Annotated in this window: 23 protein-coding genes; 10 read left to right on the forward strand and 13 right to left on the reverse strand. The window is 71.4% G+C overall.

Translation table 11 applies throughout. The annotated features are described in order from the left end of the window. The first annotated feature begins 62 nt into the window (after positions 1 to 62). On the forward strand, positions 63 to 440 hold the full coding sequence (locus tag ACWED2_RS34085) for a DUF427 domain-containing protein (RefSeq protein ID WP_449694620.1): 378 nt from the start codon (positions 63 to 65) through the stop codon (positions 438 to 440). A 95-nt stretch (positions 441 to 535) separates the two neighbouring features. Here ACWED2_RS34085 and ACWED2_RS34090 read toward each other — a convergent pair whose 3' ends face one another. Next, complete coding sequence (locus ACWED2_RS34090; protein WP_449694621.1) at positions 536 to 1,492, reverse strand: chitinase; 957 nt, start codon at positions 1,490 to 1,492, stop codon at positions 536 to 538. 108 nt (positions 1,493 to 1,600) lie between these two features. Further along, positions 1,601 to 2,278: a DUF2306 domain-containing protein gene (locus tag ACWED2_RS34095; protein ID WP_449694622.1), complete on the reverse strand. Its 678-nt coding sequence runs from the start codon at positions 2,276 to 2,278 to the stop codon at positions 1,601 to 1,603. 137 nt (positions 2,279 to 2,415) lie between these two features. On the opposite strand from ACWED2_RS34095, the gene ACWED2_RS34100 reads away from it, so the two are divergent. Next, positions 2,416 to 3,303, forward strand: coding sequence for a TetR/AcrR family transcriptional regulator C-terminal domain-containing protein (locus ACWED2_RS34100; RefSeq protein WP_449694623.1), 888 nt, complete (start codon positions 2,416 to 2,418; stop codon positions 3,301 to 3,303). A gap of 10 nt (positions 3,304 to 3,313) precedes the next feature. After that, the gene (locus ACWED2_RS34105; protein WP_449694624.1) at positions 3,314 to 3,832 is read left to right on the forward strand and encodes a GNAT family N-acetyltransferase; all 519 of its coding nucleotides are present in this window, start codon (positions 3,314 to 3,316) and stop codon (positions 3,830 to 3,832) included. Between the two features lie 477 nt (positions 3,833 to 4,309). Here the strand turns inward: ACWED2_RS34105 and ACWED2_RS34110 are convergent, their stop codons facing one another. From ACWED2_RS34110 to ACWED2_RS34125, 4 genes are read right to left on the reverse strand one after another with little or no spacing between them, the layout of a single operon-like run. Then, entirely contained in the window at positions 4,310 to 5,758 is a 1,449-nt protein-coding gene (locus tag ACWED2_RS34110; protein ID WP_449694625.1) for an FAD-dependent monooxygenase, read from the reverse strand. Between the two features lie 9 nt (positions 5,759 to 5,767). Further along, on the reverse strand, positions 5,768 to 6,343 hold the full coding sequence (locus tag ACWED2_RS34115) for a PadR family transcriptional regulator (protein ID WP_449694626.1): 576 nt from the start codon (positions 6,341 to 6,343) through the stop codon (positions 5,768 to 5,770). Between the two features lie 41 nt (positions 6,344 to 6,384). Continuing rightward, positions 6,385 to 6,813: a MarR family winged helix-turn-helix transcriptional regulator gene (locus tag ACWED2_RS34120; protein WP_449694627.1), complete on the reverse strand. Its 429-nt coding sequence runs from the start codon at positions 6,811 to 6,813 to the stop codon at positions 6,385 to 6,387. Between the two features lie 42 nt (positions 6,814 to 6,855). Then, a complete protein-coding gene (locus tag ACWED2_RS34125; protein WP_449694628.1) occupies positions 6,856 to 7,629 on the reverse strand; it encodes a maleylpyruvate isomerase family mycothiol-dependent enzyme in 774 nt (257 codons plus the stop codon). 378 nt (positions 7,630 to 8,007) lie between these two features. Between ACWED2_RS34125 and ACWED2_RS34130 the strand changes: the two genes are divergently transcribed. After that, on the forward strand, positions 8,008 to 8,907 hold the full coding sequence (locus tag ACWED2_RS34130; RefSeq protein WP_449694629.1) for an oxidoreductase: 900 nt from the start codon (positions 8,008 to 8,010) through the stop codon (positions 8,905 to 8,907). On the opposite strand, the gene rox is transcribed toward ACWED2_RS34130, so the two are convergent. The 3 genes from rox to ACWED2_RS34145 form a co-directional block, all read right to left on the reverse strand. Beyond that, a complete protein-coding gene (rox, locus tag ACWED2_RS34135; protein ID WP_449694630.1) occupies positions 8,893 to 10,344 on the reverse strand; it encodes a rifampin monooxygenase in 1,452 nt (483 codons plus the stop codon). The genes ACWED2_RS34130 and rox overlap by 15 nt on opposite strands. Positions 10,345 to 10,552: 208 nt before the next feature. Beyond that, the gene (locus ACWED2_RS34140) at positions 10,553 to 11,656 is read right to left on the reverse strand and encodes a C40 family peptidase (RefSeq protein WP_449694652.1); all 1,104 of its coding nucleotides are present in this window, start codon (positions 11,654 to 11,656) and stop codon (positions 10,553 to 10,555) included. Between the two features lie 80 nt (positions 11,657 to 11,736). Next, complete coding sequence (locus ACWED2_RS34145) at positions 11,737 to 12,699, reverse strand: nucleoside hydrolase (protein WP_449694631.1); 963 nt, start codon at positions 12,697 to 12,699, stop codon at positions 11,737 to 11,739. Positions 12,700 to 12,751: 52 nt separating this feature from the next. On the opposite strand from ACWED2_RS34145, the gene ACWED2_RS34150 reads away from it, so the two are divergent. The 3 genes from ACWED2_RS34150 (at position 12,752) to ACWED2_RS34160 (ending at position 15,457) form a co-directional block, all read left to right on the forward strand. Then, a complete protein-coding gene (locus ACWED2_RS34150) occupies positions 12,752 to 13,507 on the forward strand; it encodes an acyltransferase (RefSeq protein ID WP_003058890.1) in 756 nt (251 codons plus the stop codon). A gap of 44 nt (positions 13,508 to 13,551) precedes the next feature. Then, positions 13,552 to 13,926 carry a hypothetical protein gene (locus tag ACWED2_RS34155; RefSeq protein WP_449694632.1) on the forward strand — a complete coding sequence of 125 codons (375 nt, stop codon included), beginning with the start codon at positions 13,552 to 13,554 and terminating at the stop codon, positions 13,924 to 13,926. A gap of 136 nt (positions 13,927 to 14,062) precedes the next feature. After that, positions 14,063 to 15,457, forward strand: a complete 1,395-nt coding sequence (locus tag ACWED2_RS34160; RefSeq protein WP_449694633.1) for an alpha/beta fold hydrolase — start codon at positions 14,063 to 14,065, stop codon at positions 15,455 to 15,457. A 1-nt stretch (position 15,458) separates the two neighbouring features. Here the strand turns inward: ACWED2_RS34160 and ACWED2_RS34165 are convergent, their stop codons facing one another. After that, positions 15,459 to 16,025: an NADAR family protein gene (locus ACWED2_RS34165; RefSeq protein WP_449694634.1), complete on the reverse strand. Its 567-nt coding sequence runs from the start codon at positions 16,023 to 16,025 to the stop codon at positions 15,459 to 15,461. Positions 16,026 to 16,045: 20 nt separating this feature from the next. Further along, complete coding sequence (gene ilvA / locus ACWED2_RS34170; protein WP_449694635.1) at positions 16,046 to 17,302, reverse strand: threonine ammonia-lyase IlvA; 1,257 nt, start codon at positions 17,300 to 17,302, stop codon at positions 16,046 to 16,048. 88 nt (positions 17,303 to 17,390) lie between these two features. Here ilvA and ACWED2_RS34175 point away from each other — a divergent pair, with 88 nt between their 5' ends. Then, positions 17,391 to 17,882 (forward strand): SigE family RNA polymerase sigma factor, encoded by a 492-nt coding sequence (locus ACWED2_RS34175; protein WP_449694636.1) that lies wholly within the window; start codon positions 17,391 to 17,393, stop codon positions 17,880 to 17,882. After that, positions 17,879 to 18,862: a hypothetical protein gene (locus ACWED2_RS34180; RefSeq protein ID WP_449694637.1), complete on the forward strand. Its 984-nt coding sequence runs from the start codon at positions 17,879 to 17,881 to the stop codon at positions 18,860 to 18,862. Before ACWED2_RS34175 ends, ACWED2_RS34180 begins: the two co-directional genes overlap by 4 nt. Here the strand turns inward: ACWED2_RS34180 and ACWED2_RS34185 are convergent, their stop codons facing one another. Both ACWED2_RS34185 and ACWED2_RS34190 read right to left on the reverse strand, forming a co-directional pair. After that, positions 18,863 to 19,213 carry a DUF2510 domain-containing protein gene (locus ACWED2_RS34185; RefSeq protein WP_449694638.1) on the reverse strand — a complete coding sequence of 117 codons (351 nt, stop codon included), beginning with the start codon at positions 19,211 to 19,213 and terminating at the stop codon, positions 18,863 to 18,865. A 53-nt stretch (positions 19,214 to 19,266) separates the two neighbouring features. After that, the gene (locus ACWED2_RS34190) at positions 19,267 to 20,691 is read right to left on the reverse strand and encodes a short-chain fatty acyl-CoA regulator family protein (protein ID WP_449694639.1); all 1,425 of its coding nucleotides are present in this window, start codon (positions 20,689 to 20,691) and stop codon (positions 19,267 to 19,269) included. A 228-nt stretch (positions 20,692 to 20,919) separates the two neighbouring features. On the opposite strand from ACWED2_RS34190, the gene aceA reads away from it, so the two are divergent. Continuing rightward, on the forward strand, positions 20,920 to 22,200 hold the full coding sequence (gene aceA / locus ACWED2_RS34195; protein ID WP_449694640.1) for an isocitrate lyase: 1,281 nt from the start codon (positions 20,920 to 20,922) through the stop codon (positions 22,198 to 22,200). The last annotated feature ends 51 nt before the right edge of the window (positions 22,201 to 22,251 follow it).

Here is a 22,251-nt window from a genome sequence, read left to right on the forward strand (position 1 = left end):
CCCGGAATATCGGCCGGGCCCGGCGCGCTGCTCCCTGAACAGAGGACTCTTAGGGAGCTGACATGGCGAAGAAGGTTCTGCAGCCGGGCCCGGACCACCCGATCACCGTCGAGCCGACCAAGGCCCGCGTGGTGGTCAAGGCGGGCGGGCGCGTCATCGCGGACAGCCGCAACGCGTTCACCCTGCAGGAATCCACCTACCCGGCGGTCCAGTACATCCCGCTGGCGGACGTCGACGCGGGTGTGCTCGAGCGGACCGACCACGAGACGTACTGCCCGTACAAGGGCGACGCGAGCTACTACTCGCTCAACGCGGGTGACGTGCAGGCCGAGAACGCGGTCTGGACGTACGAGAAGCCGTACGACGCGGTCGCGCCGATCAAGGACCACGTCGCGTTCTACCCGAACGTGGTCGACTCGATCGACCTGGTCGAGGACTGAACGGCTCGCCGGCGCGGCACCGTCAGCGGGCCTGTCCCAGCCGACGGTGACCGCGCAGGTCAGAGCCCTGAAAGACCGGCTCGCGGGCGGGTGACTCAGCCGGTGTAGCCGGCGAAGATCTTCGCGAACTCGTACTTCGACTGGGGCACGTTGGTGCACTTGTAGAGCGCCCCGGTGCACGCGTTCGCGTCGCGGCCCTGCTCCCAGAACGACAGCATGCCCAGGTGGACCGTCTTCGCGAAGGCCACCAGGGCCTTCGCGTCCTTCTGGTAAAAGATCTCGTTCTGCGAATCGTTGACGCCGATCATCGGGGTGACGCCGACCTTCTTCCACGCCGCCGCGTCGCTCAGCCCGTAGAGCGACTTGAGCTGCGCCTGCGTGGCCTTGGCCGCCGAAATCGCCTTCGCGCCCTGGTCGCCGGCGCCCTGGTAGTAGTCCATCGCCATGATGTTCACGAGATCCAGGGTGACCCCGGCGTTCTTGGCGGCCTTGACGACGTTGAGCCCGTCCGCGGTGAGGCCGTTCGGCAGCACCGGCAGCGTCAGGGAGATCTTCAGCCCGGGGTTGTTGTTCTGCAGCGTCTTCAGTGCCTGGGAGCGGCGTGCGATCGACGTCGGGTCCGCGACGGCCGCGCCTTCGATGTCGAAGTCGGCGTACTTGAGTCCGTACGCCTTGACGACGGCGTCGTACTCGGCCGCGACCTGCGCGGACGTGCTGCACGCCTGGGCCAGCTCGATGCCGGACGCGCCGCCGAAGGAGATCTTGACGTCGCCGCCGGCGTTGCGGATCTTCGCGATCTCCTCCTTCTGCCACGCGGTGCGCGGGTCGTAGGCGCCGAACCAGCTGGCCTTGCAGCCGTAGGAGTTGACGAACGCGAGCGTGAAGCCCTTGACGCCGCTCGCGGCCGACATCGCCGACAGGCTGGGCGTCGGCCAGGCGCCCATGTCGACGTAGGGCCCGACCGGGATCGGCGAGCCGGCCGCCGCGGCGGCGACCCCGTTGCCGAGCAGGGTGGCTCCGGCCAGGGCGGCCAGCAGGGAACGGAGACGCATGGGAAACCTCCACGACTCGAAGCGCGGCGGCGGAACTGTCCCTATTGGTATAGACCTTTTGCCGTGGTGTGGACCATCGGCCGAACGGGCTACCCCGGTCACCGTGCGTCAGGCCGCGGCGCGACGGCGTCCCCGGCCCAGCCACCACTCGGCGGCCAGCAGCGGGAGCACCCAGCCGGTCCACGTGGTGATCCCGGCGATCGCCTGGCCCAGCGCGACTTCGCTGCCGCCGAACGTCGTGTCCAGCCGCGGCGTCAGCACGACCGCCCAGACCACGCCCCAGATCCGGTTGCTGATGATCGACATGCACAGGGCGAAGCTGCGGACCATCCAGCGGCGGTGCTCGCCGAACCGGCGCGTCCGCGCCGTCCGGTAGCCCTGCACGGTGCAGCCGAACCAGAGCGCCGCGAGCAGGACGTTCGACACGGCCCCGACCGGGCCGAACGGCGCCGCGAGCGCGATGGCGAACCCGGCGATCGACGCGGGGATCGCGCCGGCGAAGACGTACACGCGCCCGGTGCGGCGGTGCACCGCCGGGTGCTGCTGCCGCAGCCACGGCCAGATCTGCAGCGCGCAGGTCACCATGGCGACGGTCGCGAACCCGATGTGCGTGACCAGCACCGGGTAGTACCAGCCGGTGGGGGCGGGGATCCGCGACCGCGCGGGATCGAGCCCGAGGTAGGGCGGCAAAGAGAAGACCAGGAAGGCCGTGACGAGCAGCCCCAGCGGGAACACCCACGGGCGGCGCACCCACGGCTTCGGGCGGCGGACTTCGGTCGCGGTCATCGGTTCCCCCTGTTTCATACGGTGTATCCGCACCGTATTTCCGGGGCTCCTGATCGGCAATCATGGCAATCGGCATTGGGGGAGTACCCTGAAACCGTTCTAGGTCCGCTGGGCAAGTGTTCTAGTACGGAGTGACGGTGGCCGAAGCGCCCTACCTGCGGATCGCGGCGGACCTGCGCCGCCGGATCACCGCGGGCGAGCTGCGGCCGGGCGACCGCGTCCCGTCGACCCGCGCGCTGGTCCGCGAGTGGGGCGTCGCGATGGCGACCGCGGCGAAAGCCCTGTCCGCGTTGGGTGAGCAGGGCTGGGTGCGGGCGGTGCCGGGCAGCGGCACGGTCGTCGCCGACCGCACGCCGGTGAAGCCGCCACTGGGCCGCGACGCGCTGGTCCGCGCGGCCATCGCGCTGGCCGACGCCGAAGGCCTGGCGGCGCTGTCGATGCGGCGGCTGGCGGCCGAGCTGGGCGTCGGTCCGATGGCGCTGTACCGGCACGTGCCGGACAAGGACGAGCTGCTGCGGCTGATGGCCGACGCCGCGCTCGGGGAGGCGCAGCTGCCGGAGCCGGGCCCGGCCGCGTGGCGGCCCCGGCTGGAGACCGCGGCCCGCGCGCAGTGGGGGGCGTACCGCCGTCACCCGTGGCTGGCGCCGATCCTGCTCAATTCCCTGGTCCGCCCGCCGGTCCTGGCGGCGGGCCTGCGCCTGGTCGACTGGTCGCTGCGGGCCCTGACCGGAACGCACCTGAAGCGGCGGGTGAAGCTGCAGGTGATCATGACGCTCAACGGCTGGGTCGGCGGGCTGGCGGCGAGCAACGCGTTCGAGGTCCAGGCGGAGCAGGACACGGGCATCACGGGCGACCAGCGTCTGGAGGCGGACATGGCGCTGCTGAGCGGGTTCCTCGAGTCGGGCCGCTTCCCGACCCTGACCGAGGTGATGACCGGCGTCGAGAACGTCGACCTCGACGAGGCGTTCGAGTTCGGCCTGCGGCGCCAGCTCGACGGAATCGCTGTGTTGCTGGGCGAACACTAGACTGGAGGCGGTGCAGATAACCACGGAACGGCTCACGCTGCACGCGTGGTCCGAAGACTGTTTCGACGACTTGTTCGCACTGGCCCAGCTGCCGGAGACGGTCCGCTACGTGAGAACGGGCGAGCCGTGGAGCCGCGAGTACACGCTGGCCAGGCACCGCGCAACGCTCGAGCACTGGGCTTCGCACGGCTTCGGCTGGTTCGCGATATCGGCGGCACCGGGATCGTTCGACGGCGTGGTGGCGTTGGCCCGGCGCAGCGCGGCGGAGTCGGGACTGGGCTTGCCGGCGGTGGAGATGGGCTGGTGGATAGCGCCGTCGGGCTGGGGCCGCGGCTATGCGACGGAAGCGACAATGGCGGTGCGGGACAGGGCATTCGAATCGGGCTGGGCTGATCGGCTGCTGGCGGTGTACGAGCCGGTGAACAAGCCTTCGGCCCGGGTGGCCGAAAAGCTGGGGTTTTCCTTGCACAGCAGGTTCGTGCTCGACGGCCGGGTGGAGCAGCGGGCGGTCCTGGAGTGTCCGTACTGAGCCTGGTTTCCACAACAGCGGTGGGGTGTGGACAACTCGGTCACCTGGTGGTCGTTTTCGAGGTTTTGTCACACCTGGGCGATAGACTGGACTCGGGGACGCCCCCCGGAGAGGGTGGGGGCCGCGGCAAAGTCGCCGTGCAGTTCATGTGGGGATTCGGAGGCCACCGGGCGGCCGAAGGTGCCTCGGGCCTTCTCGGCCGAGGGACTGGTCGGTGCCCACCACCCCGAAGCCGGAGTCGGTGCCCACCACCCCGAAGCCAGAACACGGCCGGCAGCACCGCGTCAAGGCGGGAAAGCGTGCCTTGACCCGGCACTGCCGGCCGTGTTGGGGCTTCGGATCGGGGTTGCGGGGAGGTCTGGGTGGTGCAGGTCACACTGGCAACGGGCCGTTCGGCGGTGACTGCCGTCCGAGCCCTCAACCTGCCCGGTATATCCGTCTGAGCGCTCAAAGACCTGCCGGGAAAGCGCCCCGGAGTCAGGCGGATGCCGGAACCGGGACGTCACCCACCCACCGCTGCACCGCCTCCGCCAGCCCGGCATCGCCTGAACCGGGCGTACCCACCCAGGCGACGTGCCCATCCGGCCGCAGCAGCACCGCATCGATGTCCGAAGTGGACGGACTCGAAGCCGCCACCACCTCCAGCCCGGCCGACCACGCAGCGAAAGATCCCGAAGCCGTCAAATCCAGCAGAACCGGCCGCCCGGTGTGCAGCAGCGCCGCCAGGTGCGTCTGCGCTCCCGAGACGACCAGCGGCACGTCCGGAGCCAGCCGCCCCAGCCAGGCGTGGCCGCCCGGCTCGTAACACGCGTCCAAGCCCGTGATGATCTCCGCCAGCGCGCGGTTGCCCGCCGGATGCGCCGCCACTCGCCGCATCAGGTCCGCCCAGGGTTCCGGGCCGGCTTCCTCCAAAGCCACCTGGGCCCGCGTGTTCGCCAGGATCCGCGCGCCCGCCGCGTGCCGTTCGTCGTGATACGTGTCCAGGAGGCCCTCCGGTGCCGTTCCCCGCACCGTCGCCGCCAGCTTCCAGCCCAGGTTGAACGCGTCGTCGAGCGCGACGTTCACCCCGATCGCGCCCGCCGGCGGGTGGATGTGGGCCGCGTCGCCCGCCAAGAGCACCCGGCCTTCGCGATACCGCGAGGCCAAGCGCGCCGCGTCGCCGAAGCGGCTCAGCCAGCGAGGCGCGCGCAACTCGACGTGGCGGCCCAGCACCGCGTCCACCTGGGCCTGCACCCTCTCCAGCGTGACCGGCGTGTCCTTGTCCGACGGCGGGTCGTCCTCCCGGACCACGATCCGGACGTACCCCGGCCGCGGGATCACGAACACGCTCCGCCCGTCCGGCCCCACCGAAGGCCCGTACGGCAGCTCGCACTCGACGTCGCCGAGCAGCGCGTACCAGCGTGCGTCGACGCCGGGGAAACCGATGCCCGCCTGCTTGCGCACCGTGCTGCGGCCGCCGTCGCAGCCCACGAGGAACCGCGACCGGATCGTCCGGCCGAAGCGTCCATTGTGGACTACCGTGGCGACCTCGCCGGCGGACTGGGTGAATGAGCGCAGATCGTGGCCGCGCAGGATTTCGACGCCCAGCTCACGCGCCCGCGCCTCCAGCACCTCTTCGACGCGCGTCTGCGGGATGCCCAGCGAGAACGGGTGGTCCGTCGCGGCGCCGTCGAGCAGGAGCGGGCCGGGCAGGCCGGTGACCGGTGCGTGCGGCACCCGGTGTCCCTCGGCCACCAGCCCCTCGGCCAGGCCGCGGCGGGCCAGCAGATCCAGCGCCCGCGCGTTCAGGTTGAAGCCGCGGCAATACGGCGGCCGCTCCGGCAGGCGCTCGACGACCGTGGTGCGGACGCCGGCCAGCGCGAGCTCCGCGGCGAGCAGCAGCCCGGCCGGGCCGGCGCCGGCGACGAGGACATCGGGATCGGACATGGTTTCCCCTCAGAAGTTTTCGGGCCACGGCAGGGAGCCGGACCGGATTTCGGCGGCCGTGCCGCGCGCCCAGTCGAGCTCGGCGCGCCAGGCGTGCCGCACGAACTCGACCTCGATCATGAACAGCCGCGGCGCGCCCTTGCCGACCGTTTCCGCCAAAGCCGTGTCGGCGCCGTCGATGCGTTCGGCGAGGTGGCGGGCGCGTTCCTCCAGCGCGTCGGCGGCGCGTTCCGGGCCGAGCGCCCCGAGGTAGCTCACCGCCGCGACGAACTTCGGGTACTCCGCGACCGGTTCGCGGACGAGCTCGTCGAGCCAGGCGACGAACTCCTGGCGGCCGAGTTCGGTGTGCGCGTAGACCGTCCGCTCCGGCCGGTTGCCTTCCCGGACCGTCTCGACGGGCTCGATCCAGCGGTGCTTCGCCAGGGCCTCCACAGTGTCGTAGAGCGATCCGGGGTTGATCTTGAAGGCCGAGCCCTTGTGGCGCTCGCGCAGCGTGGACGCCATTTCGTACGGGTGCATCGGGCGTTCCAGCAGCAGGCCGAGCAGGGCGAGGGCCAGGGTGTTGCGGATCTTGCGTGGCGGCACTAGTCGCTCCCTATTAGTCGGAATCGACTATACGACCGCCGTCAAGCCAGGTTGTCGACGCAGGTCCGCAGGAGATCCGCCAGCGAGTGCCGCTGGCCGGCCGACAACGTGCCGAGCATCTGCACTTCGACCTGCGTGATCAGGTCTTCGGCGGCGCTCAGCCGGGCGCGGCCGGACTCGGTCAGCGCCACCGGGCGCGCTCGGCCGGTGCTCGCCTGCTCGGCCACGGTGACCAGCCCGGCCGACCGCAGGCCGACCAGGACGTCCCGCAGCGACTGCCGCGTGACGAAGGTGATCCGCGCGAGTTCCGCCGACGACGCGCCGGGGTGGTCGTCGAGCGCGCGCAACACGGCGTACTGCGACATCGACAGGCCCAGGGGGCGCAGCCGGTCGGTGCAGGCCTGGTTCAGCGCCTGCTGGGCGCGTTTGATCAGGTAGCCGGGCCGGTCGCCGGTGGTGACTTGACTCATGACAGGAGCCTTACACATTTCGGCGACCGCCACCATCGGCGGCTAGAAGCGCGTGTTCTCCCGCCAGTGGTGGAACAGCGCCGCGTCCCCGGAAACGGTGAGCCGGGGATCGTCCGCGGCGAGGCGCAGGGTCAGCGCGAGCAGGAGGTCGGCAGCGCGGCCCTCGACGACGACGTCGGCCTCGGCGGCCGTCTCGTGGCTCACCTCGACCCCCGACGGCGTCCGCCGGGCCAGCCAGGAGACCTCGGGTTCGGTGGCGCGGAACAGCAACGTCTCACCGGTGCCGTTCAGCGACGTCCGGTCCAGCGCCGGGTGCGGCCGGCGCGAAAAGACGGCGACGAGGTCCAGGCCCTCCGAAATCCCGTCCGCGGCGAGGTCGGCGTCGACGTCGTACGCCGCGCCGGTCGCGAAGGCGGCGTCCGCGCGGTGGACGACCGTCTCGTGGGTCAGCCGCCGCGTCCAGAACCCGGCGCGCCGATCGGGCGTCCACGTCGACGTCGGGGTCTCGGGGCCGACCTCGGTCACCGCGGCGACGAGCCGTTCCGCGCCGTCGCGCAGCCAGCCGCCCATGGCCCCGAACGCGGGCGGGTCGTCGATCGTGACGGCCTCGAACGGCACGTAGCCCGTGGGCCGGCTTTCGATGATCGCGGCGGACTTGTGGTAGGCGACGCCGACGTGGCAGGTCAGGTCCCGCAGCGTCCACTCAGGACACGTGGGGACGCGCAAGTCCGGGGCGGCGCCCGCGATCGCCGTCCCGAACCGCTCCGCTTCGGCGACGAGGGCGGCGGCCAAATGGTCGTGGCTCAAGGACTTCACCCCGCCACCGTAGCCCGGGAGACGGCGGCCGCGGGGTCATGATCGGCTGCCCCGAAGCCGGCCTTCGGGGACCTGGACAGCCGTCTCGCCGCGGTCCAAAATCCGTAGGGCGGGGACGTTGAAGCCCGCTCGGCCGGGGTTTCCGTCGTGCTCGCGCTGTGCGGCGCCGCGTTCGCGACCTGGCGGGCGGGGCACGCGTCCAGGAGCCGGTCCCCGGCATCGCCGATCCCGGTCAGCTCCGCATCGAGGCTCTCGCGGCGCACGTCGAGGGCGGGCTTGGACGCCAAAGGCGCGGTGCGCCGGTCCGCGGAGCGCTACATCGCCGGGGTGGGCGGGGCGAGCGACCACCCCAGGCCGGGCCGGTGCCATGATCCGCCGGTGAGCACTGATCTTCCCGGCACGTGGATGCTCGGCGACCGGACGGTCAACCGCATCGGTTTCGGCGCGATGCGGTTGCCGCAAAACGGCCAGGCGTTCGCCGCCGACGCCGTCCCGCGCGATCGCGGCCAGGCGATCGCCGTGCTGCGGCGGGCCGTCGAGCTGGGTGTCAACCACATCGACACCGCCGCGTTCTACTTCTCCCGGCTGCGGTCGGCCAACGAGCTGATCAACCGCGCGCTGACGCCGTACCCGGACGACCTGGTCATCGCCACCAAGGTCGGCCCGGCCCGCGACCCGGCCGGCGAATGGCTGCCACTGGCGCGCCCGGAGCAGCTGCGCGGGCAGGTCGAAGAGAACCTGCGCCAGCTCGGCCGCGACCACCTGGACGTGGTCAACCTGCGCGTCGCCGGGCTCGACTCGATCAGCGAACACTTCGGTGTGCTGGCCGAGCTGCGCGGCGCCGGGCTGATCCGGCACCTCGGGATCTCCAACGCGCGGCCCGCGCACCTCGCCCAGGCGCAGGCGATCGCGCCGGTGGTGTGCGTGCAGAACGCCTACGGCCTCGGCTACCGCCGCGAGCAGGACGCGTTCGTCGACACCTGCGGGGAGCAGGGCATCGCGTTCGTGCCGTTCTTCGCGATCGCCGGAGCCGGGCGCGAGGCCGGAGTGGGCGGCGACGAGCACGTGGAGGTGCTCGCCACCGCCCGGGCGCACGGGGCGAGCCCGGTGCAGGTGCGGCTCGCGTGGGCGCTGCGGCGGGGCCCGCACGTGCTGGTCATCCCCGGCACCGGGACCCCTGGTCATTTGGAGGACAACGTCGCCGCCGGCGACCTCCGGCTCGCGCCCGACGAGCTGGCTCGCCTCGACGCCGTGCACCAGGCCTCACCGGAGAGGTGAGCCGAACCAACGGGCGAGCCGGCCGTCCAGGTCCCGTTGGTCGTCGCCGATCCAGGCGACGTGACCGTCGGGACGCAGCAGGACGGCGGGCACGTCGAGGGCCGCGGTGCGGTCGGCGAGGTGGTCGACCCGATCCGACCAGGCGCCGGTGGTCAGGCGTTCGGTCCGGTCCAGCAGCAGGCCGCGGCCGCGGTGCAGCCGGTCGTAGAGGCGGCCCTGCTTCACGTCGATGTCGCGCAGCCGGCGGCCGAGCAGGCCGGGGCCCGCGCCGAAGTCGTAGCGGAGGTCGATCGCGGTGATCTTCCCGATCAGGTGGCGGTTGACCTCGTCGAAGTCCATCAGTTCGGCGAGCAGCCGTCGCACGGCCCGCGGGCCCGGTTCGGGGGACGAGAGTTCCGTCTGCGCCCGGGTGTTGTCCAGGACGGCCTCGGCGACCGGACGGCGTTCGGCCTGGTAGGTGTCCAGCAGCGGTTCCGGCGCCCAGCCGCGGAGCTGCGCCGCCAGCTTCCAGCCGAGGTTGAACGCGTCCTGGATGCCCAGGTTGAGGCCCTGGCCGCCGATGGGCGGATGGATGTGCGCCGCGTCGCCGGCCAGCAGCACCCGCCCGGTCCGGTAGCGCTCGGCCAGCCGGGTGGCGTCCCCGAACCGGGACAGCCAGCGCGGGGAGTGCACCCCGAAGTCGGTGCCGGCGACGGCCCGGAGCTGTTGCCGGAAATCGTCCAGGCTGGGTGGCGTCGCGCGATCGGCGACGCCGGCGGCGGGAACGACGACGCTGTAGACGCCTCCGCCGAAGGGCCGCAGCCAGAACCGCGGGTGGGTCTCGCGGACCTCGGCCATCTTGGCGGCGATCTCCGCCGGCGCCGCCGATGCTTCCATCTCGCCCATCAACGTCTCGGTCCGCGACGGCTCGCCGGGGAAGCCGATACCGCTCAGCTTGCGCACTGTGCTGCGCGCGCCGTCGCAGCCGACGAGGTAGCGCGCCCGCAGGTGTTCGCCGTCGGCCAGCTCGACGGTCACGCCCTCGTCGTCTTGCTCGAAATCGACCACGGCGGCACCGTGCCGGACTTCGGCGCCCAGGCGGACAGCGTGTTCTTCGAGGAGCCGGACGACGACCGGCTGCGGGATGCCCAGCAGGTAGGCGTGCGCGGAATCGAGATCACGGGGCGCGGGCTTGGGGATGGCGGCGAAGAACCCGCCGGCCGGGCGCCGCCGCCCGTGTTCGAGGAGGCGGCCCAGCAGGCCGCGCATGGCCATCAGTTCGAGACTGCGGACGTGCAGCCCGACGATGCGGACGAACGACGCGGGTTCGGTGTCCTGTTCCAGGACGAGGACCCGCACGTCGTGCAGCCTCAGCTCGGCGGCCAGCGTCGCGCCGGTCGGCCCGCACCCGGCGATGATCACGTCGAACGGCTCGGTGGTGGACGGCGAAGAGTCCATGGGTGGTGCCTTTCGGGAGTGCCTTGGGGTCAGGCGCTCCCGGCGACACCTGCGTCAGCCGCCCGGCCGTGACTGGCGGGGGAGCACCCACGTCGATCCAGCGTTCATGGGTCTCACCTCCTCGGGCGGTGTCACGGTCTCCGGCAAGTTACAAGCCCGGCCGGCACCCCGTCCAACCCTTTTGCCGCCTGCGCGACCACGCCCTGGATCAGGCCGTCGGCCGGCCTGCTCCCGCGTAGTCGTCGCCGTCCCGGCGGTACGAGTGGACCTGGACCGCCTGGCCGGTCTGCGGCGCGTCGATCATCTGCTGGTTGCCGATGTAAAGACCGACGTGGTGGATCTTCGTCGCCGGCTCGCCGTAGAAGATCAGGTCGCCCAGCTGCGGGTCGGTCACGTGCGGCACGCTGCGGAACTGCGTGTCGGCCGTGCGCATCAGCCTGATGCCCGCGCTTCCGTAGGCCGCCGTCGTCAGGCCCGAGCAGTCGAAGCCCGGGTCGTTGCCGCCGGTGCCGTTGCCGCCCCAGATGTACGGCAGGCCGATCTTGTCGATCGCGAAGTTCACCGCGCTGAGCACCGCCGGGTTCGGCGCCGCCGAGCTTTGGCCGACCGTGCCGTAGACGTTGACCGTGGCCAGCGTCCGGTGCAGGAACAACGGCGCCGCCTGCAGCGTGCTGACCGAGTTCCACCACGTCTGGCCCTGGGACAGGTCGTGGCCGTCGGCGCACAACGCGCGGCCGGTGGCCAGGGCCGCGTCGTCGATGTTTTGGACATCGGGTTTGCCGCCGGACGCGCTCGCCTGGTGCTTGCCCCAGATCGCCGGGGACAGCTGCATCGGCCCGGCGGCGTTCGCCGTCGAGACGACCTTGTTGTAGAAGTCGCGCACCTCGATCGTGCCGAGCGGCTTGTCGAGGACGCCGGTGGTGCCGAACTGCCCACCCTGGACCCGGCCGTGGTTCGTGGTCACTTTTCCGACCGCGGCCAGCGTGACCCAGGAAAGGTGACACCCGGGCACGTCCTTGCTCAGCTTCGTCGTGGCCTTCGCGTAGCCGACCATCGCGCGCAGCGGGATGTCGAGCCACTGGCTGGTCTTGGACGCCCAGGCGTCGAACTCGCTCGCTTCGGGCACCTTCGGCGGCGTCGAGATCTGCGGCGGCGCGGTCGTCCGGGGCGTGGACGTCGTCGGCTTGGCGGACGTCGTCGTCGTCGTCGACGCCGTCGCGGCGGCGTTCGTGGTCTCCTGCTGCTTTGGCGCGAGCAGGATGCCGGCGACCAGGGCACCCGCGACGACGACCACCGCCGCGGTCACGACCACGGCCTTCCGGCGGCGGGGTCCGGGCGCGTCGGTCCCGTTCTCGTTCTCGGTGTCGGCCGGGACGACCTCGGGCTCCTCGCTCACCGGGCCGCTCCGGTGAGCCGGTCGAGGACGAAACCGCGCAGGCCGTCGAGGTCGGTGTTCACCGCCACCTCGATCGGACGGCCGGGGGAGAACTGCGGATCGTCCTCGCCGAGCCGCCGCCGGTCGACCAGGGTCTGGCCGCGTGCCGGGCCGAGGCCGCAGTCGACGTCGACCCGGTAGGTCTCGGTGTGCAGGATGCCCGGCGAGATCGCTTCGGCGACCGCGACGGCGTCGTGCATGACCATCCGGTCCTCGCCGAACACGCGCGTGTAGTGCTGCCGGTAGGTCGAGGTCAGTCCTTCGAGGGTGGCGCCGACGGGCCCCGACGACGCGAGCTTCGCCAGCCATTCGCCGTCGACGGCGCAGCGGTGCGTGAGGTCCAGCGGGACCAGCACGACCGGGACGTCCTCCTCGACCAGCACCCGCCGGGCCGCCTCGGGGTCGCTCCAGATGTTGAACTCGGCGGCCGTCGTGCTGTTGCCGAACGTCACGCCGCCGCCCATGATCACCAGCCGCGCGATCTTCGCCGCCGCGCCCGGGTGGGCCGCGAGCAGCGCGGCGATGTTCGTCAGCGGCCCGATCGGGGCGATGGTCACCGGTTCGGGGGACGTTTCGAGCAGGTCGAGCATCAGCCGGACGGCGTCCCGCTCCTCGAGCGGACGGCTCGCTTCGGGCAGCGTGTAGGAGTGGCCCGACAGGCCGTCGCCCCCGTGGACCTCTTTCGCGTCACGCGGCTTGGAGTAGACGAGCGGCCGCGCCGCCCCGGCGGCCACGGGCACGTCGGCGCGGCCGAACAGCTCAAGCAGCCGGCGCGCGTTCGACGTCGTGCGGTCGAGGGGGACGTTGCCGAAAACCGACGTCACACCCAGCAGGTCGACGTCCGGGGACAGCGCCGCCAGCGCGATCGCCAGCGCGTCGTCCACGCCCGGGTCGGTGTCGATGATCAGCTTCGTGCCCATCCCGCTCCCCTTGCCTGCGAACCCGTCCCGCACACAGGTTACGGTCACGGGCATGACGTCGATGTGGGGTGCGCCCGCGCTGTCGCGGGTGCGGGCCTGGCGCCGCGCCCGGCAGGACCCGCGGCAGGCCAAGTTCCTGACCGCCGACTCGCTGCGCTGGGTGCTGCGCAACCGCGCGTACACGCCCTGGTACCTGGTCCGGTACTACCGGCTGCTCAAGTTCCGGCTCGCCAACCCGCACATCATCCTGCGGGGGATGCTCTTCCTCGGGAAGGACGTCGAGATCCACTGCCGCCCCGGCTACGGGCGGCTGGAGATCGGCCGCTGGGTCCACATCGGCGACGGCAACGCCATCCGCTGCCACGAAGGCTCGCTGCGGATCGGCGACAAGTCCGTGTTCGGCCGCCAGAACGTGATCAACTGCTACCTCGACATCGAGCTCGGCGCGGCCACCCTGGTCGCCGACTGGGTGTACATCTGTGACTTCGATCACGTCATTTCGGACATCCACGTGCCGATCAAGGACCAGGGCATCGTGAAGTCCCCGGTCCGGATCGGCCCGGACACCTGGCTCGGCACCAAGGTCAGCGTGCTGAAGGGCACCCGCATCGGCCGCGGCAGCGTGCTGGGCGCGCACGCGGTCGTCCGTGGTGACATTCCGGACTACTCGATCGCGGTCGGCGCGCCGGCCCGCGTGGTCCGCAACCGCGAAGACGACTACGCGGCCGACGCCGCCCGTCGCGAGGCCGTCGCGGACATGGCCCGGAAGGCGAACAAGGCCCTGCAGAAAACCCTCGGCGAGCAGTAGTACTACTCAAGCGGTGTGGTCGGTTTTCGCGACATAGTCATCGCATGGGGGAGTTCCGCGAAGCCGCCGTGACCACCGTGCTGCGGCTGGGCGCGTTCGTGTGGCTGATCGTCGTTCCGCTGATGTTCCTCGATGGCGCGGTGATTGCTTACGGCATCGGGCTGGGGCCCGGCGATCCGGCCGCGGCGAGCTCGACCTTCACGGGGGCGAGCTGGCTCGGCGCCGGCATCCCGGTCGTCGGTCTGGTCGTTTCCGCGACCACGCGGCGCCGGGGCTGGATCTGGTTCTACGGGATCGGTGTCGTCGTGGTCGCCGTGGTGGCGGGCGTCCGGTGGGCCCAAACCCACCCGGGTCCGCCGCCGCCCCCGGAGCCGATCGGCTGCGTCGAGCACAGTGGCGGCGACAGCGACTGTCCATGACTTTCTCGCTGTAACGCTCTGAACTGGGATTTCCTGTGTGGTCGAAAATCGGCCACGCGCGGTTCCGGCCGTTCGGCGCTGATCATCGGCTGATCGGCCGATCTCCGCCACGCCCGGCCCCGGCAGCCTGAAGGCCATGTCGATCACCCGGTTCGCCGTCCCGCTGCTCACCACCGCGGCGCTGCTGCCCGCCGTCCCCGCGGTCGCCGTCGCGGACGGGCTCTCCTGGCAGCTCTGCGCCACCGTCGCCAAGGGCTGGGACCCCGATGACCACCGCACCGAGTGCGCGCAGGTCCCGGTCCCGGTGGACTACGCCGACCCCGGTGGTCCGAAAATCGACATCGCCGTCAGCCGGATCCGGGCGACCGGCACGCGGACCGGCGCGGTGCTCCTGAACCCCGGTGGTCCCGGCCAGTCCGGTCTCACCATGCCCGGCAGCATCGCCGACAGCCGCGCCGGCGGCCTCGGCGTCCACCACGACCTCGTCGGCTTCGACCCGCGCGGCGTCGGGTACAGCGCCGACCTGCCGTGCCCCGCCGAGTTTCCCGAGCCGGGCGTCTCCGACAAGGAGAAGGCCCGCGAAGCCGCCGAACGCGCCGCCGAGGCGAACCGCAAGTGCGTCGAGGCCCATCCGGCCTTCGTCCGGAATCTGACCACGCCGACCATTGCCCGCGACCTGGACCGCATCCGCGTCGCGCTCGGCGAGGACAAGATCGGCTACTACGGCGTCTCGTGGGGGACCGCCCTCGGCGCGCAGTACCGGTCGCTCTTCGACGACCACGTCGACCGGATGCTGCTCGACTCCGTCATGCCGCCGGACCTGGATGTCACCGCGATGGACGACGGCCAGGCGACCGCGGGCGAGAACACCTTTCACGAATTTGCGGCGTGGATCGCCAGGTACGACGCCGTTTACCGATTCGGGACCACGGAGCCCGCGGTCGCAGAAGCGCTGCTCGGCCTGCGGGACCGGTACGGCGCGACCGTCAACGACATGCTCGCCAACCCCCGCCGCGAGTGGGCCGGCCTGGCGAAGCAGCTCGCCGCCATCCGCGACGGCGACGGGCCCGTTGCCGGAAAAGGGACCACGGGCGGCCTGGGCTGGGACGGCGAGCCGCACGCGTTCAACCACTTCCAGCAGACGGCGCTGCTCTGCAACGAGTCACCCAGCCCGCGCGACTTCGAGACCGTCTGGCAACACCGCCTCGACCGGATGGAACGTCTCCCGGTCGCGGGCGGCTACGGCTTCTACGAACAGCTCTGCATCGGCTGGCCCCTGGCCGCCCGGCCGTGGATGTTCGAAAAAGGGACCAGCCCGCTCCAGCTGGCCGGTCACCTCTACGAGCCGGTCACCCCGATCGGCTGGGCCGTCGCGATGCGGCAGCGAATCGGCGGCGCGCTGATGACCATCGAGGACGACGCCCACGGCTCGCTGTCGTCGCTGCCCTGCGCCGACGCCGTGGTCACTTTCTTCGACACGGGCAAGACGACGTCGGCGTCGTGCCCGGGCGCGCCGGTCCCGGGACCGTGAGTCAGCGGTTCCGCAGCTGGTCGCGCACCTCCATGAGGGCGAAGCCGAGCAGGTTCAGCCCGCGCCAGTAGTCCGGCTTGGTCGCGTTCTTCTCCTCGCGCGCGAGGCCGGTGCCCCAGACGAGGTCCTTCTTGGACGCCTCGACGAGCACCGCGTCCCCGGTCCCGAGCAGGAACCGGCGCAGGTCGCGGTGGGCGCGGAACTTGGCCAGGTTCCCGTCGACGACGATGTCGAACCGGTGCCGCTCCCAGGTGGCGGCGTCGAACCCGGCGACCTCGCGGCCGAGCACCTTCGCCGTCTTCGGGTCGGGCGTCGACCGGATCAGCTCGGCCTTCTCGACGTCGCCGAACAACAGCGCCTTGCCCGCCATCATGTAATGCTCGGCGGTCGGGTAGACGACGCCGTCGGCCTCGAACGGATCGGCCCACCACTGGCTCAGGCAGCTCGCGGTCACCCGGCCGGACTTCGAGGGCGTGTGCCCGTAGAACAGCAGGTACTCGGGCTCCGCACCCTCGTGGACTTTTTCGCGCAACGCCTCGACACTGCGGACACCGTCGACCTTCACCATCCGCCTAGTGGACCACGCCCTCAGAGCAGGAAGTGGAACAGGGGGCTGCCCGGCTCGATCCGCTCCACCTGCAGCGGGCTCGCGTCCATCCGGGCCAGCAGCCCGGGCAGGTCGGCCGGCCGGGCGATTTCGATGCCGACCAGCGCGGGACCCATCTCGCGGTTGGTGCGCTTGACGTACTCGAAGCGCGTGATGTCGTCCTCGGGCCCGAGCACCTGCTCGAGGAACCGCCGCAGCGCGCCCGGCTCCTGCGGGAACCCGACGAGGAAGTAGTGCTTCAGCCCTTCGTGCATCAGCGAGCGCTCGAGGATCTCGCTGTAGCGGCTGACGTCGTTGTTGCCGCCGGAGACCAGGCAGACGACGGTCTGGCCGGGTTCGACCTCGACGACCGTGCCGAGCGACGCCGCGGCGAGCGCGCCCGCGGGCTCGGCGATGATCCCGTCGGACTGGTACATCGCGAGCATCTCCGTGCACACCGCGCCCTCGGCGACCGCGGTCAGCTCGGCGCCGCTTTCCCGGATCAGGGGATAGGTCACCGCGCCGGCCTCCCGCACGGCGGCGCCGTCGACGAAGGAGTCGAGCTCCGGCAGCCGCACCGGGTGCCCGGCATCGAGGGCCGCGGCCATGCACGCCGCCCCCGCGGGTTCGACGCCGACGACCCGGACGTCCGGGTGCCGCTCGCGCAGCCAGCTGCCGACCCCGGCGAGCAGCCCGCCGCCGCCGACCGGCACGACCACGACGTCGGGGACGAAGCCGAGCTGCTCGATCACTTCGAGGGCGACCGTGCCCTGGCCGGCGACCGTGCGGACGTCGTCGAACGCCGGCACGAGGGTCGCGCCCGTCCGCTGGGCGTCTTCGTTGGCCGCGGCGAAGGCGTCTTCGTACGTTTCGCCGACCACGATGACCTCGATGTGCGCGCCGCCGAGCGTCGCGATGCGTTCGCGCTTCTGCCGCGGCGTCGTCCCGGGGACGTACACGCGGCCGGTGGCGCCGAGCCGCCGGCACGCGTACGCGACGCCCTGGGCGTGGTTGCCGGCGCTGGCGCAGACGACCCCGAGCGCACGGGTGGCTTCGTCGAGCTGGACGATGAAGTTGTAGGCGCCGCGGATCTTGTACGACCGGACGGTCTGCAGGTCCTCGCGCTTCACCCAGACCTGCGCGTCCACCCGGGACGACAGCCGGGCGCTCGGCTCCAGCGGCGTCCGGGTCACCACCCCGGCCAGCCGCTCGGCGGCCTTCTCGATCGTCGCCGCGGTCACCGTGTCGATGTCGTGCACCCCGGTGAATCTACGACTCGCGCGTGCCGGGCAACCGCGCGGGCCTCCGGGCGCATCAAAGGGGTGACGAACGAGATGGGGGGCGCCGATGGATGCCGGATTCACCGAGTACGCGACCGCGCGGGCGGCGTGGCTGCGCAAGGTCGCGTACTTGCTCTGCGGCGACTGGCACCGGGCCGACGACCTGGTCCAGTCGGCGATCACCCGGCTCTACGCGAACTGGCCGCGGGCCTCCCGCGCCGGCAACCTCGACGGCTACGCACGCCGCACGCTGGTCAACACGTTCCTGGCCGAACAGCGGACGTCCTGGTGGCGACGGGTCGATTTGCGCGAAAAAGACCACGACCCGCCGACGCCCCGGGCGGACGTCGAATTGGCCCTGGACCTGCGGGCGGCGCTGGAGCGGCTGCCGGCCCGGCAGCGCGCGACGGTCGTCCTGCGCTACTTCTGCGACCTCCCGGTCGCGGAGACCGCGCGGGCACTGGGCTGCTCCGAAGGCACCGTCAAGAGCCAGACCGCCAAAGCCGTGGACTCGCTTCGCGAGCTGCTGCGCGAACCGATCCGGGAGGGACGGGCATGACCGACCACGAGCTGGCCACCAAGCTGAAGGAACTGGCCGAAACGCCCGCCCCGCCGCCCCGGATCGACCTCGACCGCGCGCGCCGGCTCGGCGGACGCCGTCGGCGGGTCCGGACCACGGCGCTGGTCCTCGGCTGTGCCGCGGTCGTGACGGCCGGCGGCGTGACGGCGGTGTCGCTGTTCCGGCCGGTCCCGCCACCGGCGACCCCGCCGGTGGCCACGGCGCCCGCGCCCAGGTCCGTCACGCCGGTGCCCACCGACAACCCGATGGTGGCGAAGGCGAGCTTCGGCTGGGTGCCCGAGCAGATCAAGGGCATCGAGTACGCCGTCGGCGAGCACGGCGACACCGTGCTGGCCGTCGGCCAGGGCGAGCTGGCGCCGATGATCTGGTTGGCGGTTTACGACCAGGATCCGCCCCTCCCGCGCGACCTGGGCGGACAGCCGACCCGGATCCCGGTCCGGATCGGCGACCGCGACGGCTACTGGCTCACGACCGACCCGGACGACCCGCTGAACCACCGGAACGCCTACCTGCAGTGGCAGGCCCCGGACGGCCGGTGGGCCCGGCTGAACGCGTACTACCTCGCGGTCCCGGACCTGCAGCAGGTGCTGATGCGGGTCGCCGGCGACGTCAAGTTCGGCACCCGGGCGGTGCCGCTGCCGCTGCACATCACCAGCCTGCCGGACACGTTCCGCCTCGGCGACGCCTACCTGCGGCGCCGCGGCGACCGGGACGGCGTCCCGTGGCACCTGGTGCTGCAGTACACGTCGGACGGCGCGCTGGTGACGATCAACGTCTCGCCGCCCGGCGGCGTGCCCGACGGCCTCGGCGAACCGCAGTGCGTGACGAAGAACGGGCTGAAGGCCTGCGTCTCGTTCAACCAGCCGAAGATCGGCGGCATCACCGCGAAGGAGCTCCTGAGCCGGATCACCGTGCTCGGCCCGGACGAGGCGAAGTGGACCACGCACGTGATCGGGTGATCAGCGCGGCGGCGCCTGCGTGTGCTCGGTCCAGCGGGTCCCGTCCCACCACCGCAGGACGCCGGGGGCGGCGGGGTGGGTGTACCAGCCGGGCGGCGGCCCCTGGGGAGCGGACGGCTGGGCGCTCACCGGCGCGGGGTAGGCGTTGCCGCGGCTCTCGCCCCCGCGGTCGTGGAGGCTGAGCTTGTGCCCGCACGCCCGGCAGTTCGGGGTGAAGGCCTGCACGACCGCGACGCCGCCCGCCGTCGCGACGTTCGCCCAGAGCTTGCCCTGCCGGCGCCCGAACTCGGCGACCGCCGAGTTGGTGCACCGCTTGCAGTTGCTGCAGCCCGTCCGGACCCGTTCGGCCATGGCGACCCCCCGACGAGGACGTCGCCGGTCCGCGGTACGCCGTTACCGGGTGCTCAGCCCTTGGGCACCGCCGGATAAGGGACGAAGGTGCTGGTGTTCTCGTCCACGGTGAGCTGCTTGCCGATCGTCGGGAAGGCGCGCTGCGTGCACGCCGGCCGTTCGCAGACTTTGCACCCCATCCCGATGGGCGTCGCGGCGGCGGGCTCGTCCAGGTCGAGGCCGGTCGAATAGACGAGCCGCCCGGCGTGGCGCAGTTCGCACCCCAGCCCGACCGTGAACGTCTTGCCCGGGCTGCCGTAGCCGCCGATGTTGCGCGACACCGTGCGCGCGATCCAGAAGTAGCTCTTGCCGTCGGGCAGGGTGGCGATCTGGGTGAGGATCTTGCCCGGCTGGGTGAAGGCCTCGTAGATGTTCCAGAGCGGACACGCCCCGCCGACCCGCGAGAAGTGGAACCCGGCCGCCGACTGCCGCTTCGACATGTTCCCGGCCCGGTCCACCCGCACGAAGGAGAACGGCACCCCGCGCTGCTTCGGACGTTGCAAGGTCGAGAGCCGGTGGCAGACCGTCTCGAAGCCGACGCCGTAGTGGTCGCAGAGCCGCTCGATGTCGTAGCGGAACCGCTCGGCCGCGGCCAGGAACGGCCCGTAGGGGAGGATCAGCGCCCCGGCGAAGTAGTTCGCCAGGCCGACCCGGGCCAGCGACCGGGCGGCCGGGCCGGAGAACGCCCACGAGTCGGCCAGCTCGGTGATCAGGTCGTCGTACTCGAGCAGCGCGATCTGCGAAGCCATCCGGAACGCCTGCTGCCCGACCCGCAGGCTGGGCGCCAGCCGCAGCACCCGCGTCACCGGCTCGTAGCGGTGCTGCTGACCGGCGCCTTCGTCGATGCCCTCGCTGGTCACTTCGACGCCGTAGCGCTGGGAGAGGCGTTCCTTCAGCGCGCCCAGCACCTGCCCGCGCTGCAGCGGGATGTCCGCGGCCATCTTCTCGGCCCGTTCGTCCAGCTCGGCGACATAGTTCTCGCGCTCGTAGAAGAAGTCGCGGACCTCCTCGTGCGGCAGCGGCGCGGCGGCGCTGCCGTGCAGGCCCAGGCCGTTTTCCGTGGTCAGGGCGGCGGTGCTCTCGACGGCGTTGCGGTAGCTGCGGTGCAGCTTGACCAGCGCCTGCGCGATCGCCGGGAGGTTCGTGGCCAGGTCGTTGAGCTCGCTGGTCGTGACGTCGACGCCGAGAACCTCGTCCAGCAGGGCTTCCTTGACGTCGGCGACCAGGCGGGACGTGTCGTTGTTGGCGAAGAACTCGGTGTCGACGCCGAACGCCTGCGTGATCCGCAGCAGGACCGGCACGGTCAGCGGGCGGGAGTTGTGCTCGATCTGGTTGAGGTAGCTCGGTGAGATCTCCAGCACACGAGCGAGATCGGCCTGGCTCATCGAGCGGCTTTCGCGGAGGTGCCGCAGCCGCGCGCCGGCGAAAGTCTTCTCCATTCGTGCCCTCCTTTCCGGAAGGTTTCCGGTCCTGAACGGTTACGTGAACGGTCAAGAACGCGGATTTTCGATCACTTGCGAACCAGCGGATTCGCAACCTTTGCAAGGAGCGTACGGACCCTTCGCACAAATTGGCAAATTGGACAACTGGACCTCGTTTTCGCTGGCGTGTCAGGGTCAGGCCAAGCAAGGCGAGCAATCGCAAACTTCGCAACACCGGGAGATCCGATGACGGAACAGGCCAAGCAGGCGGCCGCGGAGCTGGCCGCGCAGTGGGCGAACGACCCCCGCTGGGCGGGCGTGCAGCGCTCCTACTCGGCCGAAGACGTGATCAAGCTGCGCGGCAGCGTCGTCGAGGAGCACACCCTGGCCCGCCGCGGCGCCGAGAAGCTGTGGGACCTGCTGCACACCGAGGACTACGTCCACGCGCTGGGCGCGCTCACCGGCAACCAGGCCGTCCAGCAGGTCCGCGCGGGCCTGCAGGCGATCTACCTGTCCGGCTGGCAGGTCGCGGCCGACGCCAACCTGTCCGGCCAGACCTACCCGGACCAGAGCCTCTACCCGGCCAACTCGGTGCCGGCCGTGGTCCGCCGCATCAACAACGCGCTGGGCCGCGCGGACCAGATCAACTGGGCCGAGGGCAACACCGACATCGACTGGTACGCCCCGATCGTCGCCGACGCCGAGGCCGGCTTCGGCGGCCCGCTGAACGCGTTCGAGCTGATGAAGGGCATGATCGCCGCCGGCGCCGCGGGCGTGCACTGGGAAGACCAGCTCGCGTCCGAGAAGAAGTGTGGTCACCTCGGCGGCAAGGTCCTCATCCCGACCAAGCAGCACGAGCGCACGCTGAACGCCGCGCGTCTGGCCTCCGACGTGCTGAACGTGCCGACCCTGGTCGTCGCCCGTACCGACGCCCAGGCCGCGACGCTGCTGACCAGCGACGTCGACGAGCGCGACCAGCAGTTCCTCACCGGCGGCCGCACTGCCGAGGGCTTCTACGAGGTCCGCAACGGCATCGAGCCGTGCATCGAGCGCGGCCTGGCCTACGCCCAGTACGCCGACCTGCTCTGGATGGAGACCTCGGAGCCGGACCTCGAGGTGGCGCGGAAGTACGCCGAGGCGATCAAGGCGAAGTTCCCGGACCAGATGCTGGCCTACAACTGCTCGCCGTCGTTCAACTGGAAGAAGCACCTGGACGACGCGACGATCGCGAAGTTCCAGCGCGAGCTCGGCCACATGGGCTACAAGTTCCAGTTCATCACGCTGGCCGGCTTCCACGCGCTGAACTACTCGATGTTCGACCTGGCGCACGGCTACGCCCGCGAGGGCATGACCGCCTACGTCGACCTGCAGGAGCGAGAGTTCGCTTCGGAGAGCCGCGGCTACACCGCGACCAAGCACCAGCGCGAGGTCGGCACCGGCTACTTCGACAACGTCGCGACGGCGCTGAACCCGGAGAGCTCGACCACCGCGCTCAAGGGCTCCACCGAAGAAGCCCAGTTCCACTGATCCCGGCCGCGGCCCGACGGCGGTAACCCCCACCGTCGTCAGGCCGCGACC

This window comes from Amycolatopsis sp. NPDC005003 (assembly GCF_053600695.1).

Coding starts and splice junctions, on each gene's coding strand:
- ACWED2_RS34110 (WP_449694625.1), bottom strand. CDS start 5,758: ATGTCCGATCCCGATGTCCTCGTCGCCGGCGCCGGCCCGGCCGGGCTG.
- ACWED2_RS34085 (WP_449694620.1), top strand. CDS start 63: ATGGCGAAGAAGGTTCTGCAGCCGGGCCCGGACCACCCGATCACCGTC.
- ACWED2_RS34090 (WP_449694621.1), bottom strand. CDS start 1,492: ATGCGTCTCCGTTCCCTGCTGGCCGCCCTGGCCGGAGCCACCCTGCTC.
- ACWED2_RS34190 (WP_449694639.1), bottom strand. CDS start 20,691: ATGGAGAAGACTTTCGCCGGCGCGCGGCTGCGGCACCTCCGCGAAAGC.
- ACWED2_RS34155 (WP_449694632.1), top strand. CDS start 13,552: ATGGGGGAGTTCCGCGAAGCCGCCGTGACCACCGTGCTGCGGCTGGGC.
- ACWED2_RS34185 (WP_449694638.1), bottom strand. CDS start 19,213: ATGGCCGAACGGGTCCGGACGGGCTGCAGCAACTGCAAGCGGTGCACC.
- ACWED2_RS34180 (WP_449694637.1), top strand. CDS start 17,879: ATGACCGACCACGAGCTGGCCACCAAGCTGAAGGAACTGGCCGAAACG.
- ACWED2_RS34145 (WP_449694631.1), bottom strand. CDS start 12,699: ATGGGCACGAAGCTGATCATCGACACCGACCCGGGCGTGGACGACGCG.
- aceA (WP_449694640.1), top strand. CDS start 20,920: ATGACGGAACAGGCCAAGCAGGCGGCCGCGGAGCTGGCCGCGCAGTGG.
- ACWED2_RS34095 (WP_449694622.1), bottom strand. CDS start 2,278: ATGACCGCGACCGAAGTCCGCCGCCCGAAGCCGTGGGTGCGCCGCCCG.
- rox (WP_449694630.1), bottom strand. CDS start 10,344: ATGGACTCTTCGCCGTCCACCACCGAGCCGTTCGACGTGATCATCGCC.
- ACWED2_RS34175 (WP_449694636.1), top strand. CDS start 17,391: ATGGATGCCGGATTCACCGAGTACGCGACCGCGCGGGCGGCGTGGCTG.
- ACWED2_RS34150 (WP_003058890.1), top strand. CDS start 12,752: ATGACGTCGATGTGGGGTGCGCCCGCGCTGTCGCGGGTGCGGGCCTGG.
- ACWED2_RS34160 (WP_449694633.1), top strand. CDS start 14,063: ATGTCGATCACCCGGTTCGCCGTCCCGCTGCTCACCACCGCGGCGCTG.
- ACWED2_RS34120 (WP_449694627.1), bottom strand. CDS start 6,813: ATGAGTCAAGTCACCACCGGCGACCGGCCCGGCTACCTGATCAAACGC.
- ACWED2_RS34165 (WP_449694634.1), bottom strand. CDS start 16,025: ATGGTGAAGGTCGACGGTGTCCGCAGTGTCGAGGCGTTGCGCGAAAAA.